Genomic DNA, 18,424 nt, shown 5'->3' with positions numbered 1-18,424 from the left:
TTCATAGAATTTTTTTCTAATCTTTTTTAAGATCTCAATGTGAAATAGTAACTGCTGGGTGGTTTAACTTTTTAATGACTAAAAAGTATTCTTGTACGTATCGATTCAAATCGGTCATTAACCGTTATCTGGATTCTTTTTTGTATGGACAAAGGAGTGGCATCTATAGTGCCGCCATTGCTACTAAAGGGTCATTACATGCGATACAAAAACAATTACATGCTTTACCATTTTTGACATTATTTGTTGAAACAATTTTACCAGAAGCATCGCTAGCAAAAACAAGCATAAAATCCCTATTAACTCATAAATGTATAGTTTGAGACATTACTGGTTAAGTATATATTTAAAAACTAAAATATCCTTAGTACACTTATAGGTTAGATACTAAGAGAATCTTAGCAAGATATGTTTTATAGCTAAGGTTCACATGGAAACTCCAACACCTTCACGCCTAAAATCTGCAAGAAAAGCAGCTGGCCTTACTCAGCAACAGCTAGGTATGGCATTAGGTATGGAGCCAAACACGGCTAGTGCTCGCATGAACCAATATGAAAAAGGCAAACATGCCCCTGATTTTTTAACCATGAAACGCATAGCTAAAGAGCTAGATGTGCCAGTTGCTTATTTCTATTGTGAAGAAGATACTTTATCTGAATTAATTTGTGCTTTAGGTAAGTTAAGTAGAGAAGAGCAAATTGAATTATTAAATACCATTAGAATTAATAAGTTATAAGGATCAGGTGACATGGAGGTAAATGTAAATTCAATCAGGAATATTGGTAAAATTGAAGATGAGTTTTGGCTTTTAGAAGACGTGCGCCAGTTAACTTTTTTTATAGGTCCAAATAATTCAGGTAAAAGCAGAGAATTAAGAAAGTTATTTATTGATAATAAAAGTCAGTGGTTTTTTGAGTTTTCTGAGTATGCTGTATCGGAGCTTTTGAGTGTTTTTCTCGAAGAACTAGAGCAAAGGAAGTGGCATAGAGAAATAGCCAGCTTTGGCAATGTAAATGTTGCTAAAATACGAAGAGAGCTTCCTCTATTACTCAAATTACCTATTGGGCTCGCTGAAGTAGGTAAAAAAGTATACCAACTGGGCAAGCCAGAACACTATAATTCTCGATCTGAAGAAGAGCGTTTCAGTACTATGTTTGATAGTGTCTTAAGTTCATATTATGAACAAGTAGACATTGATAAACTTAAAGAAAGTACCATTGTTTCCGGTTGGAGGAATGTGTATATACCTACTCTCCGAGGGCTGAGACATGTTGAAAGGGAAGATACTTTTGAACACCGAACTAAGTCAGATTACTTTCCTAATATTAATAAGGATGAGTTTGAGGTTTTTACCGGTCACAGTCTCTACAAAGATCTAACGACACATCTGCTAGGCTCATACCAAAAAAGACAAAAAGTACGCGACTATGAAAAGTATCTATCTGAAAACTTCTTTTTTGGCAGAGATATTTCTTTAGTTCCAATGGTTGATAAGGATGTTGTGTATGTTAAAGAAGGTGATGATGAAGATCGAGCTATCTATGATTTAGGCGACGGTATTCAATCAATCATATTATTGACTTACAAAGTTTTTATGGCTGAAAGTCCAACAATGTTTTTTATAGAAGAGCCTGAACATTTTCTGCATGCAGGTCTTCAAAGAACATTAATTGAAACATTTGCAAAGCATAAAGAACATATGTTTTTTATGACGACTCATTCAAACCACTTTTTAGATTTGGCTCAAGAGCGTGACGATATTTCAATTCAACAAGTTTCCAGGGTAAATGGTGAGAGTAAAGTACAAGCTTCTTTAGATTATGGTGAGTTACTTAATGAGCTTGGTGTACGTGCATCGTCGGTACTTCTTGCTAATTGTTCAATTTGGGTGGAAGGCGTTACTGATAAGCTATACTTGCGAGCCTATCTAAATAAGTACATCGAAGAGCTCGGAGATGAAGATAAGAAAAGTAAGCTAAAAAGTTATCATGAAAATCTTCATTTTGTTTTTACAGAGTACCAAGGCAGTAATATCACTCACTGGGATTTCAGTAACGATCTTGAAAACGATGGCAGTGAAACCCCCGCTAAAAGACTCAACAGAAATATCTTACTAATTGCTGATGCAGATATTGAAGGTAAAGGTGAGCGTGTTGAAAGCTTAAAAAAAGCTTTGGGTGAGGCATTTTATTTACTTGAATATAAGGAAATTGAAAACTTTATACCTTTTGATATTTTGATTGATACAGCTAAAGCTAGATGGGGAACTTTTACCCAAAGAGCCGATTGTGATATCGATAAATTTAGTAATATTAAAGAAAGCTCATTTAGAAAAAGAGATGTTGGTATAGGTAAGGTTTTAGAGCGTAATGTCGTTAAAGCAGAAAGACTTGAGCGGAACTTTTACTCTGACAAATCAGGCACAATTAAAGACAAAGTTAAATTTTGTCATACTGCAATTTCACTAATGAATAAGTCTGATGATTGGAAGTTAACGCCAGAGCTAACTTCGCTATGTGAAACGGTCTGGGATTTTATTGAATCACATAATTTGTGATGCCTAGTTAATAATAGGGAAGTTATAGTGCAGAAAAAATTGAAAGTTATACTTTGTTCTAGCCAAAGGGGTTATGGGGAGTATCAAAAAAACACGATTTATTTGTGGCCGACAAAAGACAGATGGAATGACTTTAAATTTAAGACACATGGGATGTTTGTAGTACATTTAGAAAATTCATCGGTGATAAGTGGTGAGATATTATTTGCTGTAAATACTAGTATTCACTCTGTAGTGGGCGAATTTACAGGAATAGGAAACTTTGTAGAACTTGAGAATAATGGGGATCTTGAGTTATTTCAACATAACTACTTTAGTTTGCTACCTAGCCTTTCTTCTTATAGGAGTATTGTCTCTGAGGCAGGAAATGAATTTGCGTCTTTAATTCTCACTTCATTAAATGATATTGTTGTTTTTAACAATGAAAAACTTGCACCCAAGTGGCTAAGTAAATCTCTTAATAGTGATGTATTTAATAAATCATTTATGCGTAATTCAGAGCCTTTTTTTGCTTTTCATAATGCATCCGACATACTAAGGGGGCTTAATTTTGAAGAGTTAGACTATGTTTCTAGTGAACTTGATTTGAGCTTTCAGCTTGGTGCTTTTAATAATAAACATGAATTAAAACTTAGATTTTCGCCTAGTGGACTTGTTCCAAAAAGAATAAACATACTTATAGGTGAAAATGGATTAGGTAAAAGTCAGTCTTTAAACCAATTTGTTCGCTCAGCACTACAGCAAAGAGGTTATGCAGATAATTTGATTGATCCTTCAGGTAAATCTAAGCGCCCTATGATTAATAGAGTTTTAGCGATAGGAACACCAGGAGAAACGACAAATACATATCCTACGGACTCAATTAAGAATCCTAAGTTATCTTACCGCCGGCTCATCCTTACGAGAAATAGTCGTTCAAAGTCAAATAGAACTATAGGTAAAAGTATTGTCCAACTAGCTAGACTTGAAGAGTCAATTAGTGAATTTGAACGATGGGATATTTTCATTGAAGCATTAAACAAAGCACTGCCCTTAGAGCAAATTCGAATTACTTTAAATGATTATGAGGGGCATTTAGAAAGCGTGCCTCTAAAAAAGCTTAAAGCAGGATACAATGAGGAAAAGCTTCTAAAAATTTGGTCAAGTATAGCTGACAATTCAGAGCCAAGAATTGAGGTTTGTAATGAGCTTCACCCAATGAGCAGTGGACAGTTATCTTTTTTTAAATTTGCTTTGCTAGCTTGCCTACATATTGAGAATGGCTCTTTTGTATTATTGGATGAGCCTGAAACTCATTTACATCCTAGTTTAATATCTGATTTTATAAACTTGTTAGACACAATTCTTGAAAAAACAGGGTCATACGCTATTGTTGCTACCCACTCACCATACTTTGTTCGGGAAGTATCTAGAGAGCAGGTACATATTTTTAAACGCTTGGGTGAGTGTAACATAGGTATTTTCAACCCTAGATTAAAAACGTTTGGTGCTAATATTGGAGATATTTCACATTTTGTGTTTGATGAAGATATTGGTAATACTCTTTCACAAAAAATTGTTGATAAGGCTAAAGATGAAGAAATTCCTTATTCGCATATAAAAAATAACTTTAGTAAAGAACTACCTACCGAAATATTACAAAATATAAAAAGAAAGATGAGGATGTAAATGAAAAAGCTTCCTCTACCAGAAGTAAATGATCTCGAAATTCTAGAAAGTATGAGAGATAACCCTAGACTCTCATGCCAACCTTATATTTCTCAAGAATATGATATTTTGCTCGACAAATATTTGGAGTATGCAGTTCATGAAGGTAACCCTTGGTCGTGTGTGGGAAGTGTAATTTCAAATGATTTAAAAACAAAACTTAAGTATCACTTTAAAAAACCATATTCAGATTTGGAATATATAAAAATTTTGCGATCACAAGGCTCTCCTGATGTATGTCCTATGTGTGGGAGCTCTAAAACAGGGACTTTGGATCATTTTTTACCACAAGGAAATTACCCAGAGTGGATTATTTACTCAAAAAATTTAATTCCAGCTTGTGATTGTAACTCTAAAAGAGGGGAGCATGTTCGGGGTGATAATATTAATAAACGTGTTTTACATCCTTATTTTGATGATTGCTTGAATACTCGTATTGTGCGTGCAGAATTTAATGGAGATTTTGAGGAGCCTTTCATAAATATAGTTCCAGCCTTAAACGAAGCCGTTAATGAGGAGACGCTGATATTCCATATTGAAACCGTAGTCAAGAAATCGACTATAGTTACTTGGATGGAAGCTAAGTGGCAATCATTGAGAAGGCGACCTAGAGCGATAATTTCGTCTATCCCAAGAGTTGAGCGGGAGATTACGATGGATGAACTTGAACAGTTCATACTTGAAACTCTCGATGATAAAGATACAGAGCATCAAACCCCTAATAATTGGTATTCTATGTTCATTTATGGAATTTACTTATCTGAACCAGCAAAGCATTGGCTGCTAGAACGATACAATGGCATCGTGACTGGGTTAATTGATCCACTGAATTAACGTTAAAAATTGACGATGATAGTTATTTAGCCTAAACCTAAACTAAGATTTTCTTAGTTTAGGTTGGCGATGCATTTTTTAGTTCAAACAAAACCTTATCCAGATGAAGCGCTTGAAAGCTATTTGCTAAGGCTTGCAAGGGATAACTCATATGATGGCTATAGTGAGCTTGCTGATATTTTGTGGCAATGGCTTGCAGAGCAAGATCATGATCTTGAAGGTGCGTTGCCGTTAGAGCTGAGTAAAGTTGATGTTTATCATGCTAGGCAAGCGAGTAGCTTTAGAATAAGAGCGCTTAAGTTAGTAGCCTAATTAGTAGATGTTAACGCTGGTGATATACTATCTCTTGCATGGCGGCGCAGTAACTTTAAATTTGGCAACCTAGCAGCAGTAAGCCGTAGTGAGCTGACCATTCCCCTAGAGCTACTTTGTACTGATAACATACCTGTTTGCATTGAATGCTTGTCTGAGTCTTCATATATTCCTTTTTGCTGGCATCTAAAGCCCTATAAAGCGTGCCATAAGCATAAAGCACAATTAATCTCACAATGTAGGAAATGCCATAAATTAATTGATTATAGAGCTTCTGAGGCGTTTTTAGAGTGCAGTTGTGGTTGTAAACTAACCAATAGTAAACAGTTAAATGATGCAGACTTTAAAATTGCATTTGCGCTTGCAAGTAGTAACAGCAAAAAAATAGTGGGGTTGATATCGTGGTTTGCGAAGGTTAAGCAATTTGATGTAAGCGATGCTGACTTTAACTGCGCTTTTGTTGATTACTTTAGTACTTGGCCTGATGGTTTTACAGCTGAACTAGATTTACTCACAAATAATGCGCGGCTTAAGCAACTCAACCCTTTTAATAAAACTAAGTTTAACTCTGTGTATGGCAATGTGCTCCGTGATGCTCAAATAGCTGCAACAAGTAACCGTAAAAACAAAGTTCTTGATGAGATTATTAATTACTTTGTCGAATTAGTTGATAGTAATCCTAAAGCTAAACATCCAAATATTGCAGATTTACTGCTTTGTACTTTTGATGCCGCAGTATTGTTAAACACCACCACCGAGCAAGTTTACAGGCTTCATCAAGAAGGCTTTTTAAACTGTGCTTATCCACAAAAAAAGCACGAACAGCTCAGAGCTGATAGCTATGTATTTTATTTACGCCAAGTGATTGAGCTACAGCAAGCATTTGCAGCTGAAAAGCCTCAAACAAAAAAACAATTTATAGCGCCGTGGTAACTTATGAACTTACAAGATGCATTTGCAATTGAATCATTAAAAGAAAAAACCACAATACTAAGAAAGTTGTTTGCCCCATACACGCCTCACGTTGCGGTAGATGGCTTTGAAGAACAAGCGCTGACTGTACTCATTAACCTAGTTTATAAGCGCAGTGAAATTGATGATCTAACAAGTACAAGAACCGCTAAAAGTGTATTACGCGATGAAGTGTTACTGAGTAAGTGCATTAACGAAGTTAAATGGTTTCATACTCATAATTTAAAATACCCAGATATACGAGTAAGCCATCAGCGTTTAATTAGTAAGGTAGTAAGTGAAGATATTGCGGGTATTTGTAGCCGGTCATTACCTTTAAGTTTTGGCTGGTCGCACAACAGTGCTGAAATTAATCATGCAAAGTTATTTTTAACCTCGTTTAATTGGCAGGGCGAAGTGACTTGTTTAGCAAAGTTATTAATAACTGAAGAGCTTGTTTGGATTAATTTAATAAGAGCATACGGGTTTACTAAAAAGGCGGTTTTAGATATCGCGGGTAAAGTAAAACAGCAGTTGCCAGTGGCTGAGCTCCCATTAGAAGTAAGTTCTTTTTCACCACAATTACAAATGCCATTTCAGCAAAGCTACCTTGCGGTTACGCCTGTAGTAAGCCACGCAATGCTGGCTAAAATTCAGCCGCTAACTACAGAGCGTAAACTAAACTCTGGTTTAGTTGAGCACTCAAGGCCTGCCAATGTAGGTGATTTAGCAAGCTCAGTTGGTGGGAATATAAGAGTGTTGCGCTACTTCCCTAAAACATATTCTAAGGCTGTTAATCGCTCTAAAGTAGCCAATGATGATATTGAGAAAGCATTTAAAGTTCGTGCGCTATTAAGCAGTCAATTTCAACAGGCACTTTTGGTGCTGGTAGGTATTAAGCAGTTTAATACGTTAAGGCAAAAGCGATTAGCGCGAGTAGCGGCTATTAGGCAAGTACGTGTTAGCTTGCAGTTATGGCTGGATAACATTCTGGAAGCTAAAAATAACGCGCAAAACCAAGCTTATCCTGAGTGGGCAAAGCATTACTTAGATCAGAGTGTTACTAACTGTATTAGCCAATTTAGTAACGTACTAAATGAGAGTCTTGGTAATTTAAGTAAGCTCAAACGCTTTGCGTATCACCCTAATTTAATGGGGCTGTTTAAGGTGCAATTAAACTATGTGTTTACTCACTGTGCAGCTGAAGAGGAAACATTAAATGATGAGCAAATAGTGTATGTACATTGTCAAGATATGCGAGTGTTTGATGCCGAAGCAATGGCTAACCCGTATATTCAAGGCATGCCGTCACTTACTGCTTTAAATGGGCTTGCTCATAACTTTGAGCGTAAGCTAAAAAGCTTTATAGACCCTTCCATTAAGTGTATTGGCAGCGCTATTTACATTGAAAACTATCAATTACATACAGGTAAACCATTACCTGAGCCAAGCAAGTTAAAACAAGTTACAGGACGTAGTCATGTTATAAGTTCTGGTATTATCGATAAACCTAAATGCGATATAACACTCGATTTAGTATTTAGACTTTTTGTACCAAATACTGAGCTGTTAGATAAGTTAAATAGTCAGCTTATAAAGCCCGCACTACCATCTTCATTTGCAGGCGGGACTATGCATCCACCTTCGTTATATCAAAATATAAACTGGTGTCATGTACATACTAAACCGAGTGAGCTGTTTAAAAACCTTAAGGCAAAATCGTTAAATGGCAGTTGGTTGTACCCTTCAAAAAAAGTAGTCAAAAGTTTTGAACAATTGATAGATGCGCTTAACGGGAACTTTAATTTAAGACCCGCTGCAATTGGCTTTGCTGCGCTTGAAGAACCCGTAAAGCGAGATGCAGCATTACATGAACACCATTGTTATGCAGAGCCCGTAATTGGGCTCTTAGAGTGTGTTAGCAATAAATCAGTAAAGTACGCAGGCGCTAAGCAGTTCTTTCATGACGCATTTTGGATTATGGATGTTCAAAAAGGGTCTATGCTTATGAAAAAGTCTAAGTTTGAGTATGAATAATGCAATTACCTCGGCACTTAAGTTACACGCGTTCGCTCTCACCCAGTAAAGCGGTGTTTTTTTATAAAACACCGGAATCTGATTTTGAACCGCTACAAATAGAGCAAAATAAATTAGTTGGGCAAAAGTCAGGGTTTAGCGATGCGTATCAAAAGCAAAATGTGGCTAAAAACTTAGCGCCACAAGATCTCGCTTTTGGGAACCCTCAAACAATTGATGTGTGCTACGTGCCTCCAACAGTAAATGAGCTATTTTGTCGTTTTTCACTCAGGGTTGAGGCCAATAGTATTGAGCCTCATGTTTGTGATGATCCTAAAGTTATTTATTGGTTAAAACGTTTTTTTGAAACCTATAAAAAGCACAATGGCCTTAATGAAGTTGCTACCCGTTACGCTAAAAATATACTGATGGGCAATTGGCTTTGGCGCAACCGTCAATCACCGAACGTTGATATTGAAATCCTCACAGAACATGCAGACCCAATTATTGTTGAAGGTGCACAAAAACTAAAATGGCAAGACAATTGGCAAAATAATCAAACGGCATTATTAACGTTGTCAGAAGCTATTCAAGAAGGGCTTAGTAACCCTCAAAATTATTGTTATTTAGATATAACCGCAAAAATTAAAAATGCATTTAGCCAAGAGGTTCACCCAAGTCAAAAGTTTGTAGATACTGTTGAACAAGGCATGTCATCTAAACAACTTGCATATACTCAAGTAGGCGATAAAAAAGCAGCAAGTTTAAACTCGCAAAAAGTAGGGGCCGCTATTCAAACTATCGATGATTGGTATGAGGGAGGTTACAAACCTTTGCGCACCCATGAATATGGCGCAGATAAGCAAATATTAGTTGCACACAGAACACCTAAGACCCATTCAGACTTTTATTCATTACTCCCTCGCATTGCTTTGCATATTAAACACATGGAAAAGCATGGTTTAGATCAAAGTGAACAATCAAACGCAGTTCACTTTATTGCGTCAGTGTTGATCAAAGGTGGCTTGTTCCAAAGGAGTAAAGCTTGAAGCGCTATTACTTTACCATTACTTATCTACCTAAAAATTGTGATGTAAGCCTGCTGGCTGGGAGGTGTATCGGCATTTTACACGGGTTCATGAGTTCACGCGGAATAAGTAATATTGGTGTGTGCTTTCCTAAGTGGAATGAGCAAACGGTAGGTGATCAAATAGCGTTTGTATCAATAGATAAAAAGCAATTAACCAACCTATCTCAGCAAAGCTATTTTGAGATGATGGCTCATGATAAGTTATTTGGCTTATCAAAAATACTCGAAGTACCAACAGAGCAAAATGAGGTTATGTTTATTCGCAATCAATCAGTAGCCAAAGCTTTTGTTGGCGAAAAGCAAAGGCGGTTAAAACGCGCTAAAAAACGAGCTGAAGCCAGAGGCGAAGTCTACAATCCAGAATATCAATTTGAGGCAAAAGACATAGGCCATTTTCATTCAATACCCGTATCAAGCAAAGGCAACGGGGAGAATTTTATACTGCATATACAAAAAATTGAAAATGCTGAATCTATAAAAAATCAGTTTAATAATTATGGCCTTGCTACAAATCAAACATTTCAAGGCACGGTTCCCTCTTTGAATACCCTTTTTTAATAGTTATAAAACACTCTTTTAATTTTCAACTGGTTATAAGGTTGGTTAAAAATAAGGGTAAATAATTTAAATGCGTTTAACAGTTTGGTATTTATAGAAATTTAAACTATTTTTAATAGTGAACTGCCGAGTAGGCAGCTGGAAATTACAGTGCAGATGTTTTATTTATAGGCTTGTTGTGAACTGCCGAGTAGGCAGCTGGAAATGGCTAAAGGATGGCGGATATCTTTCTTTATTTGTGAACTGCCGAGTAGGCAGCTGGAAATTGAAGGTCAACCAGATTTAACGAAAGATGGATGTGAACTGCCGAGTAGGCAGCTGAAGTTAGGCCGGGAAGTGAATAACCACAAATTGTGACTTTTAACTGCCGAAAAGGCAGAGGCTAAATAGAGAGACCCCAGCAAAAGCTGGGATGTTTTTAAGCGTTATAACCGTATTTAAGGCTATTTATAACGTTCTTAATTAACCTTCTACCAGCAATTGTATTTACAAATGTTAAAGGTGTTTTAGAGCTAAATTGTAAGGAGCATGTATTTAGCCATTTATTCCATCGTTCAATACTTTCAAAGTAATCAATACAAGTTGATGCTAAATGAGCCAGCTCGAAGGTATTTTCACTCAAAGTTGCATTTAAACGTTTATGCTCTTTTTTATGACTTTCGAAAGTTCTAGTATTTGTACCAATTGCTTTAGCAAAGGATTGAATATCCCAACCTAACTGAAGCCTAAACTTCTCAACACTTTTTATATCTAAACCGCGCTGAATTAATTCAATTTCATCTAACGGGTTTAAGCTTAAATTAACTTTTCCATTGCTGAGTATATCTACAAATTTATGATTAGCACTAGGTTGAATATCACTAGGCATACATACCTCAAAGCCAGAAAAAGTTATATTTAATAATAGCACTTCTAATATTAAGCTGATAGTCGGGTTAGAGCGATAACCGGTCATTCAGGTGAGTCGTCATTAACTTAGTTATAATAAGAGGATATTTTTTCTTTTTTAGCATAATATTTATAATTGGCAATGATTTAAACTATTTGCTATTAATGTAAGTTCACAAAATAAGGACGTTTTTTCGCTAAGAAAGTGTCCTCTGATAAAGTTGTTAGCTACTCTGGGTGCATATGCAGGATTTCAGTAAATTCAAAAAGTCGTTATTAGCAATTGATCATTATATTTACGCCTTATGTGAGATAGATGGGGATAAGAGAACCCCATTCTATATTGGCAAAGGTGTAAATGATCGATGCTTGCAGCATCTAAAGGAAAAAAAAGACTCTCCAAAAAAGGAGGTAATTGAAAGGTTGTTAGAAAAAAACTCTCTTGGTATCGATATTCTTAGGCATGGAATAAAAACTGATAAAACAGCTAAGTTGATTGAAGCAACATGTATTGATTTACTGGGAATTGGGGAGCTATCTAATAAAGTTCGTGGCAGTGGCTCAGAAATGGGAAGAGCAACGGTTGAAGAAATTCATAATTTAAAATCTGGTGAGCTTGTTGAAATACAAAAAGAACATCAAGGGCTCGCTTTTTTATTAAATTCTACATACAAATCAGGTATGTCAGAGATAGAGTTGTTTGAATCAACAAGAGGTGTCTGGAGAAATATACCAAGAGATGATTCTATTAAATATGCATACGCAACTTACGGTGGCTTAATCAAAGAAGTATACCAAATCCACTCTTGGGTTAAAGCTGGAACACAGCAATATTTTACTCGTTGTTTTGATAATCGAAATATTAGTCAGCGTTGGGAGTTTGTTGGAAAAAAAGCACCAACAGATGTGAGAGAAAAATATGTCGGAAAAGTTATCAAAAAAGATCGAAGTTTTGGTAATCCATTTATAAAGGTTGGCAACGATTAAACGAAGCTAACAAGTACTTCAAACGCAACAAAAACAGTTGGTTACATTCCATTTCCATACACATTGTAACCAACTATATTTATCCGTTTAAGTGAGCGTTGAGGCTGTAGAGTTACTCTCTTTTTGAGAAGCAGCCTGTTTATGAGTTCCAAATTCATTACCTAATGCTTTAAAAATGCTTAGAGTCAATTGCAGGAACTCATTTTCTAATCGGATTTGGCTGTTGGAGTTTTTCTACAGCCTCGTTATGCAACATTTCATCGAGGAGTAAATTTTGAGCTCAATTAAAGATCACCTGTTTGAGGTTCAAAACGAGCAAGCAGAACAATGGATTCGTGAAAGGCTTAGTGATGTTCAGCTTGATGAGGACTCAGAAGAATGGCAAGACTTGGCAAATGAGTATTCAAACTATCAAGATCATCTAATGGAGGAAGCCGAATGGGAAGCCGAAATAAAGTGGTTAAAAGAAAATGGTTCATCCAATATCCACAAGTTTTTTTCAGTTGAGTTAAATGCACTAAAAGCAATGGCTGAAAGCAATTTAGGTCATTCCAGTAAAGTGGCGTTTATGTTGCACTCGAATATTATCGTAAAAATGTCTTATGCGTACGCAGTTACTCTTTTGGAATCATTTCTGGCTGACACATTAAAATCCCTCATTACTGAGCGTGAAGCATTCTTGCACAATGCCATTAAAAATGTAGAAGAAGTGAGCAAAGCTAAGTATTCAATTGCAGAGCTGGCTGGAACCGATTTAAGTATTTGTAACTTAGCTTTAAAGCACGTTAGCGAAATCTTGTTTCATAACATACCTAAAGTGAAGAAAATTTATGAGCAAGTTCTTGGGGTGAAATTACAGCTCGATATATCTAAGGTGTCCAGAATAACCACCTTACGCCACGATATTGTACACAGGAATGGTTACAGCAAAGATAACGCACCGATTAATTTAAATGCCCAAGACTTTTATCAGGCAATAGAGGATATAAAAGAGTTCTCGTCCTCACTGCAAAAACAGATCAATGCGCTATAGCCTGCATAAAAAGAGCAGGCAGTTAATCCTTTTGGCTGAGGCGGTTACCAGCTTACTACCATTCCGCTCATGGCACATAGCCGTTAGTCGGTTTAGAGCGAGAAGCAGTCAATCATGTAAGTTGTCATTAACTTAGTAAGAATAAGAGGTAACTTTCCTCTTTTTTACATGTTTATATAAGCAGCAGGAAGAATAATATTTATAGTTGGCAATAGTTTACGCTATTTGCTATTAGTATAAGTTCATAAAATAAGAACGTTATCGCGCTAAAAAAGGGAAAGTGTCCTCTGATAAAGTTGTTATAGCAATAATGGAGTATGCACTTTGATGCGAAAGTTTGATCCTAAAACTATATCTAATGACTTACTTAAAAGAGCTGGGTTAAAGTATTTATCTCCTATTGCAATTGAAAGGCAAAAATACTCGAAAGAGTTAAATTGCTTAAAAAATACTACAAAGTACATTGAAAATCATGGTGGTGAACTTCAGTTTGGTTGGTTAATAACGGTCATAGGTAATGTAGCGATACAACTTACCGCACATGCTTTAGTAAAAAAAGATGACAACTCTTTTTTATGTGTAACTTTGAATGAAAATAGGAAAAATACTGTTAAGTTTTCTCCTGACAATTCAATAGATCAACTTATTCAAAATGAATATTTGCCTAGCAGGTTCATTGCGTTGGTATACGATGAAGTTCTAGATAATTACCTAGACCTACATAAAAAACACGATGAGTTAAGGTTAATGAGCTTTGATAATTCATGCTCAGAAATTCAAGATATTAATGGTAGTTGTCAGGCTTTATACCCACAAATCCAAGCACTTGCTGTTAAAAACACAGGGCGCAATGATTATTGCTATTGTGGCTCTGGTAAAAAACATAAAAAATGTTGTGGCTGAAATCGCTATAACAAGGCAATTAAACGAGACTAAAACAGTGAGTTTCGCTTCGCTACACATTATAACCCACAATTTTAGCCGCTTATTGCGGCGTTAAGCCTCATTATTAAATTTCACGAAGGCAATATATGTTAAAGCTTAGATCTACAAGAGCAAATTGGTATTTGTGCTATATGGCACCAACTATTGAGTTGATTTATGGTTTTGTTGACTCGACTGAAGAGCAAGTTGCACTTCAAATGAACAACTTTCGCGAGAATAAGAAGCACGTAGTAATTGAAGATGAATTATCCCCAGAATTTGACTACTTAGTTACAGAATTCTCTGGCTTGGCTAGTGATAGTTGGGATCTAGAGTCCGTCTTTAATGAGTACTTTCCCAACTTACAACGTAGATCTGCTCTTTTAACGTTAATGGGGGTCTTCGAGCATGAGTTCGATAAATTATGCATTATTTGTTGTGAAGAGAAAAAACTAGATATTAAGCTAGAAGAAACAAAAGGCATGGGGCTTGAGAGGTCAACCAAGTATCTGTCTAAAATAGTAAAAATCGATATGCATAAAACATCCGTTCCTTGGCAAGAAATCCAGAAAATAATCAAGTTAAGAAATGCTCTTATTCATCAAGATGGCAAAGTACTTGATTATGCGGGAAATAAAATTGCTAAAATAATTGAGCATTGCGAGAATGTAGATAGCTTATCAATTGATGAAAATAAACAAGTTGTATTGCATCGAGGCTACCTACACTATGTTTTAAAAACATATAGTCAATACATAGAGTTGGTAAATGGGTCTTTAGTCGCGATACCTAAGGCTTAAAAATGCATTTAAACTTAACTAAAACAGTTGGTTAGGTTACGCTTCGCTCTACATTACAACCAACAATTTTAGTCCGCTTAATACGGCGTTAGGCATCACAACGTAGGTTTGAGTATTTATATTTTATAAAGGGTTAATTAAATGAAATTTAGTAATGTTTTATTATTGATGGTTTGTGGGGCTATGTTTGGTTGTTCTCAAGGAGAAGAGACGGTAAAAATTAAAATGGAACAAGCTACCGTAATACAACAACATATAGCAGCATTAGCAGCAGCTTGTACTGGTAAACTTTCCATAACAAGTGAACTCACTGGAGAAATAAAAATTCCAATTAAAACTATTGTTAGTTGTGATGAAATGGACAACGAAGACAGTTTCTTTAAAGCGCTTAGTGATGATCAACTGGAAAGCCTTGAAACCACAATTAGAACAGTTAATCAGATAGAAAAAGAATAAGTTAAAAGTAATGCCTAACAAGGGTTTTTAAGTCGGACAAATTACAGTTGGCTTTTTGTTCGTGCCTCACTTACTTTAGCCAACTGCAATTTGCTGCTTAAAACGGCGTTACCATCTTCCGCTCATGGCACATAGTAGCCAACTAAACTTAGCAGGATTTTATGGGGTTGAGCTCATAAAGCCTATATTTGGTAACTTTATGCCATTTTTCGCTTCAATATTATGCCAAGTTATACTTCACTTACGACGCTGTAGCTCAGTAAAAGCATATGTTCTTATGTCAACTTATACTTCAAACAACATTTGGGTGTATTAAAATTCCATTTTTCAATATTTCTTATTTATATTATTCGTACACTAATTCTAGATCATACCCACTTAGCTAAATTTTTACCTTTATAGACAATAGCTAATGAGTGAGCAATAATTAAAACTCGTGATTATACTTTACGCCGCAGGTGTTAAATAAGCTATTAAGGGTCAATATGACGTCTCAGAGGAATAAGTGGGCGCTTGCTATATTATTAGGGCTTTTAGGGGGATGCGCTAACCTTTTACCTCTGTATTTTTTTGATAGCTCTGAATTTTTATTTGGTCAGACGTTTGTAATACTCAGTTTAGTGTTTGTTGGGCTTCGTTATTCCCTCCTTAGTTTAGCTATTGTCACTGGTTTTTTATTTTATCGCTGGGGGCATAGCTGGACCAGTATTGTTTATGTGCTTGAGCTGTTTTGGCTTTATACCTTTTGCTTAAAGCGTTCTAAGCCAATACTTCCTTTAGGTGCAGTATTTTGGTTTTTAGTCGGCTTACCACTGGTGTGGGTTTTGGGTCACTTTGTTATAGGCCTACCTTGGCTCACGCTTGTTGTGGCTGCCTCAAAATACTTTATCAATGCCATGATAGCGTTAGCTTTGGTCGACTTAGTGAGTGTGTTTGTTCCCCACGCAAGCCGGGCTTATCAAGGGCAGCCTCTGGCCCGTATATTAAGTTATGTTGTCAGTATCATTATTGTTTTGGTGGTTTTGATCACCAGTGTCTTTTTGGTTAATCAGCATTACTCGCGCTTAGAATACGAAGTAAATACGCAACTTAAAGAAAAATCACGCTCGATCAGTGCCCAGCTTAGTGACTATTTGTTGTTTCATAAAAATGCAATGGTAATAACCAGTGATGCAATGAGTGCCGGAGCACCAATACAGCAGCAGCTTGAGCGGCTAATGGCTTTATACCCTGGTTTTGCAACTAGTCTGTATGCGAACTCCGAAGGTTATGTTGAGAAAAGTATACCCAGTGAATTGCTCAGTGGTTTAAGTCAGAGTCAGCGTTATGTTAATGATCGTCCTTATTTCGCTCAGGCTCAGCAGTTCCCGTTAGGCTACAGCAGTGGCGTTTTTCAAGGCAGAGGATTAGGCGATCAACCTATTGTTGCGCTTTCGGCTCCCATTTATAAAAATGATGAGTTTTATGGTGTAGTTGAGGGGTCGCTCAAGCTAGATCAGTTAGAGCGGTTTATTCCCAATTTATTTGAGTATAAAGGGGATTTACTTGTTCTTGATGCCGATAAAAAAGTAGTATTTAGCTCGTTAAGTCAGTTTGCTGCGCTGACTGATTTTAAGCAGCAGGATCTTAGTATCCAACGTTTTAGTGGTAATCAGCTTTTTCGCTCAAACGATAACGAGGTGTACCACACAAATCAGTATGTTGACGACACCACAGGGTGGCAGGTTATATCGCTCTATAATCGTAAATATTTAAGCTTGGTGGTAGTGGCTGCTTGGTTACCCACTATGTTGCTGGGGCTATTTTCCATTGCACTGGTGGTATTATTTATTTATAAATTCACCCATTTGCTGGTTAAACCCATCATAGAGTTAACTAATTTAATCAACAGCTTTAGTAAAACTAAAAAACACGTATTTAATACCGATTCTAGTTGGTACGAAGTACTGCAATTACAGCAACAGTTTGAAATGTTGGGCAATGCACTTCTGCATTCAATCAAAAGTTTGCAAGCCTCTAATGTAAAAAATGAAGACCTTAATAAACAACTTAGCCAATTTAATCAGCAACTCGCAGATAAAGTAGCAGAACAAACAACTGAGCTAACACAAGCCGTTAAACTCGCTAATGAAGCAAATATCGCTAAGTCACAATTTTTAGCTAATATGAGTCACGAACTTCGCACACCTATGAATGGCATATTAGGTATGGGAGAGGTTTTGCTTCGAGAGCAGTCTTTAAGTAATGAACAAAAAGAGTTGTTGCTCACGCAGCAAAAAAGCGCAAAAAACTTGCTTAATATTCTTAACGATATTTTAGATTTTTCTAAAATTGAAGCAAATGCCATGGAGCTAAATAGTAGACCCACGCAGCTAGCTCCATTTATCGAAAATATACGCTCTTTATTTACGCCGATTGTTAGTACTAAAGAGGTGGAATTTAGCATAATTCAAACCACAAATTTACCACTGTACATTAGTGTTGATGAATTACGCTTAAATCAGGTGATTATTAATTTACTCTCTAATGCGTATAAATTTACAGAGCAAGGCTTTGTGCGATTATCGTTCGATTATAACGATAATAAACTTCAGGTTAGCGTTGAAGATAGCGGTATTGGTATTGCAAAGGCACAGCAATCATTATTATTTAGTGAGTTTACCCAGGCAGATGTGGGCGTTGCTCGTAAGTATGGCGGAACAGGGCTGGGGCTGGCTATTTCTCAAAAGCTAATAAAAATGATGGACGGTGAAATTCATTTACACAGTGAAGAGGATAAAGGTAGTACGTTTACGTTTAGTATTAGTGCGCCAGAATCAGCAGACGCTCCCTCAAAGTTACCTAAAAAAACAGCTTCGCAGCCAAATCTTTTGGATAAACGCATACTGTTGGTAGAGGATAATGCGATTAACCGACAGGTGATTGCAAAAATGCTTGAGCCTACTAAAGTGAGTTTAACAATGGCTGAAGATGGCTTAAAGGCGCTTGAAGTATTGAAGAGTCAGTCGTTTGATTTGATTTTAATGGATTGCCAAATGCCCAACATGGATGGCTATGAATGCACTCGCGCGATTAGAACCACTGAAATTAAAACCGGCTTACGAGTACCTATAGTGGCGATCACTGCAAATGCTTATGAAGAAGATAAGCAGCGCTGTTTAATTGTTGGTATGGATGACTTTATAGCCAAACCCATTAATAGCGATGATTTATATACAGTGATTGGTAATATACTCAGTTGAGCAGCAGCTGAAGAGCACACAGCATAGATCACGGTTAGCATGCTAAGTGACCGAGGCGTGCTCGGCGAC

At 36.5% G+C, this 18,424-nt stretch carries 16 protein-coding genes and 1 CRISPR repeat array; of the genes, 15 read left to right on the top strand and 1 reads right to left on the bottom strand.

From position 1 onward, the window contains the following. The first annotated feature begins 430 nt into the window (after nt 1-430). The 9 genes from AAGD16_RS10285 (at nt 431) to cas6f (ending at nt 10,025) form a co-directional block, all read left to right on the top strand. A complete protein-coding gene (locus AAGD16_RS10285) occupies nt 431-736 on the top strand; it encodes a helix-turn-helix domain-containing protein (protein ID WP_377111557.1) in 306 nt (101 codons plus the stop codon). A gap of 12 nt (nt 737-748) precedes the next feature. After that, on the top strand, nt 749-2,557 hold the full coding sequence (locus tag AAGD16_RS10280; RefSeq protein WP_377111554.1) for an AAA family ATPase: 1,809 nt from the start codon (nt 749-751) through the stop codon (nt 2,555-2,557). A gap of 27 nt (nt 2,558-2,584) precedes the next feature. Continuing rightward, the gene (locus tag AAGD16_RS10275) at nt 2,585-4,225 is read left to right on the top strand and encodes an AAA family ATPase (RefSeq protein ID WP_272982000.1); all 1,641 of its coding nucleotides are present in this window, start codon (nt 2,585-2,587) and stop codon (nt 4,223-4,225) included. Further along, nucleotides 4,226-5,098 (top strand): hypothetical protein, encoded by an 873-nt coding sequence (locus tag AAGD16_RS10270; RefSeq protein ID WP_272981998.1) that lies wholly within the window; start codon nt 4,226-4,228, stop codon nt 5,096-5,098. Nucleotides 5,099-5,167: 69 nt separating this feature from the next. After that, entirely contained in the window at nt 5,168-5,410 is a 243-nt protein-coding gene (locus AAGD16_RS10265) for a hypothetical protein (RefSeq protein WP_377111550.1), read from the top strand. A 150-nt stretch (nt 5,411-5,560) separates the two neighbouring features. Beyond that, nucleotides 5,561-6,343 carry a hypothetical protein gene (locus AAGD16_RS10260; RefSeq protein WP_377111547.1) on the top strand — a complete coding sequence of 261 codons (783 nt, stop codon included), beginning with the start codon at nt 5,561-5,563 and terminating at the stop codon, nt 6,341-6,343. Nucleotides 6,344-6,346: 3 nt separating this feature from the next. Next, nucleotides 6,347-8,398, top strand: a complete 2,052-nt coding sequence (locus tag AAGD16_RS10255; RefSeq protein ID WP_377111544.1) for a type I-F CRISPR-associated protein Csy2 — start codon at nt 6,347-6,349, stop codon at nt 8,396-8,398. Then, complete coding sequence (gene csy3, locus AAGD16_RS10250; RefSeq protein WP_377111541.1) at nt 8,398-9,426, top strand: type I-F CRISPR-associated protein Csy3; 1,029 nt, start codon at nt 8,398-8,400, stop codon at nt 9,424-9,426. Before AAGD16_RS10255 ends, csy3 begins: the two co-directional genes overlap by 1 nt. Continuing rightward, nucleotides 9,423-10,025 carry a type I-F CRISPR-associated endoribonuclease Cas6/Csy4 gene (gene cas6f / locus AAGD16_RS10245; RefSeq protein WP_138585163.1) on the top strand — a complete coding sequence of 201 codons (603 nt, stop codon included), beginning with the start codon at nt 9,423-9,425 and terminating at the stop codon, nt 10,023-10,025. Before csy3 ends, cas6f begins: the two co-directional genes overlap by 4 nt. 116 nt (nt 10,026-10,141) lie before the next feature. Then, nucleotides 10,142-10,407: direct repeats of the CRISPR family, unit length 24 nt; unit sequence TGTGAACTGCCGAGTAGGCAGCTG. 36 nt (nt 10,408-10,443) lie between these two features. On the opposite strand, the gene AAGD16_RS10240 is transcribed toward cas6f, so the two are convergent. Further along, nucleotides 10,444-10,980 (bottom strand): antitoxin Xre/MbcA/ParS toxin-binding domain-containing protein, encoded by a 537-nt coding sequence (locus tag AAGD16_RS10240; protein WP_377111537.1) that lies wholly within the window; start codon nt 10,978-10,980, stop codon nt 10,444-10,446. A 176-nt stretch (nt 10,981-11,156) separates the two neighbouring features. Between AAGD16_RS10240 and AAGD16_RS10235 the strand changes: the two genes are divergently transcribed. The 6 genes from AAGD16_RS10235 (at nt 11,157) to AAGD16_RS10210 (ending at nt 18,355) form a co-directional block, all read left to right on the top strand. Next, entirely contained in the window at nt 11,157-11,900 is a 744-nt protein-coding gene (locus AAGD16_RS10235; RefSeq protein ID WP_036956181.1) for a hypothetical protein, read from the top strand. Nucleotides 11,901-12,174: 274 nt separating this feature from the next. Next, entirely contained in the window at nt 12,175-12,933 is a 759-nt protein-coding gene (locus tag AAGD16_RS10230) for a hypothetical protein (RefSeq protein ID WP_036956182.1), read from the top strand. 327 nt (nt 12,934-13,260) lie between these two features. Beyond that, nucleotides 13,261-13,836: an SEC-C metal-binding domain-containing protein gene (locus tag AAGD16_RS10225; RefSeq protein WP_377111533.1), complete on the top strand. Its 576-nt coding sequence runs from the start codon at nt 13,261-13,263 to the stop codon at nt 13,834-13,836. A 128-nt stretch (nt 13,837-13,964) separates the two neighbouring features. Further along, nucleotides 13,965-14,657 (top strand): hypothetical protein, encoded by a 693-nt coding sequence (locus AAGD16_RS10220; RefSeq protein ID WP_377111530.1) that lies wholly within the window; start codon nt 13,965-13,967, stop codon nt 14,655-14,657. A 141-nt stretch (nt 14,658-14,798) separates the two neighbouring features. Next, nucleotides 14,799-15,113: a hypothetical protein gene (locus tag AAGD16_RS10215; RefSeq protein WP_377111527.1), complete on the top strand. Its 315-nt coding sequence runs from the start codon at nt 14,799-14,801 to the stop codon at nt 15,111-15,113. A gap of 485 nt (nt 15,114-15,598) precedes the next feature. Beyond that, nucleotides 15,599-18,355, top strand: a complete 2,757-nt coding sequence (locus tag AAGD16_RS10210) for a response regulator (protein ID WP_377111524.1) — start codon at nt 15,599-15,601, stop codon at nt 18,353-18,355. The last annotated feature ends 69 nt before the right edge of the window (nt 18,356-18,424 follow it).

This window comes from Pseudoalteromonas sp. M58, assembly GCF_042604605.1.
GTDB lineage: Bacteria > Pseudomonadota > Gammaproteobacteria > Enterobacterales > Alteromonadaceae > Pseudoalteromonas > Pseudoalteromonas tetraodonis.
The sequence above is the reverse complement of the archived record's forward strand: the minus strand, read 5'-3'. Positions and strand labels throughout refer to the sequence as shown.

Excerpts from the sequence above, each read along its gene's own strand:
- AAGD16_RS10285 (WP_377111557.1), top strand. The coding sequence starts at position 431 with ATGGAAACTCCAACACCTTCACGCCTAAAATCTGCAAGAAAAGCAGCT.
- AAGD16_RS10280 (WP_377111554.1), top strand. The coding sequence starts at position 749 with ATGGAGGTAAATGTAAATTCAATCAGGAATATTGGTAAAATTGAAGAT.
- AAGD16_RS10270 (WP_272981998.1), top strand. The coding sequence starts at position 4,226 with ATGAAAAAGCTTCCTCTACCAGAAGTAAATGATCTCGAAATTCTAGAA.
- AAGD16_RS10265 (WP_377111550.1), top strand. The coding sequence starts at position 5,168 with ATGCATTTTTTAGTTCAAACAAAACCTTATCCAGATGAAGCGCTTGAA.
- AAGD16_RS10255 (WP_377111544.1), top strand. The coding sequence starts at position 6,347 with ATGAACTTACAAGATGCATTTGCAATTGAATCATTAAAAGAAAAAACC.
- csy3 (WP_377111541.1), top strand. The coding sequence starts at position 8,398 with ATGCAATTACCTCGGCACTTAAGTTACACGCGTTCGCTCTCACCCAGT.
- AAGD16_RS10240 (WP_377111537.1), bottom strand. The coding sequence starts at position 10,980 with ATGACCGGTTATCGCTCTAACCCGACTATCAGCTTAATATTAGAAGTG.
- AAGD16_RS10235 (WP_036956181.1), top strand. The coding sequence starts at position 11,157 with ATGCAGGATTTCAGTAAATTCAAAAAGTCGTTATTAGCAATTGATCAT.
- AAGD16_RS10225 (WP_377111533.1), top strand. The coding sequence starts at position 13,261 with ATGCGAAAGTTTGATCCTAAAACTATATCTAATGACTTACTTAAAAGA.
- AAGD16_RS10220 (WP_377111530.1), top strand. The coding sequence starts at position 13,965 with ATGTTAAAGCTTAGATCTACAAGAGCAAATTGGTATTTGTGCTATATG.
- AAGD16_RS10215 (WP_377111527.1), top strand. The coding sequence starts at position 14,799 with ATGAAATTTAGTAATGTTTTATTATTGATGGTTTGTGGGGCTATGTTT.
- AAGD16_RS10210 (WP_377111524.1), top strand. The coding sequence starts at position 15,599 with ATGACGTCTCAGAGGAATAAGTGGGCGCTTGCTATATTATTAGGGCTT.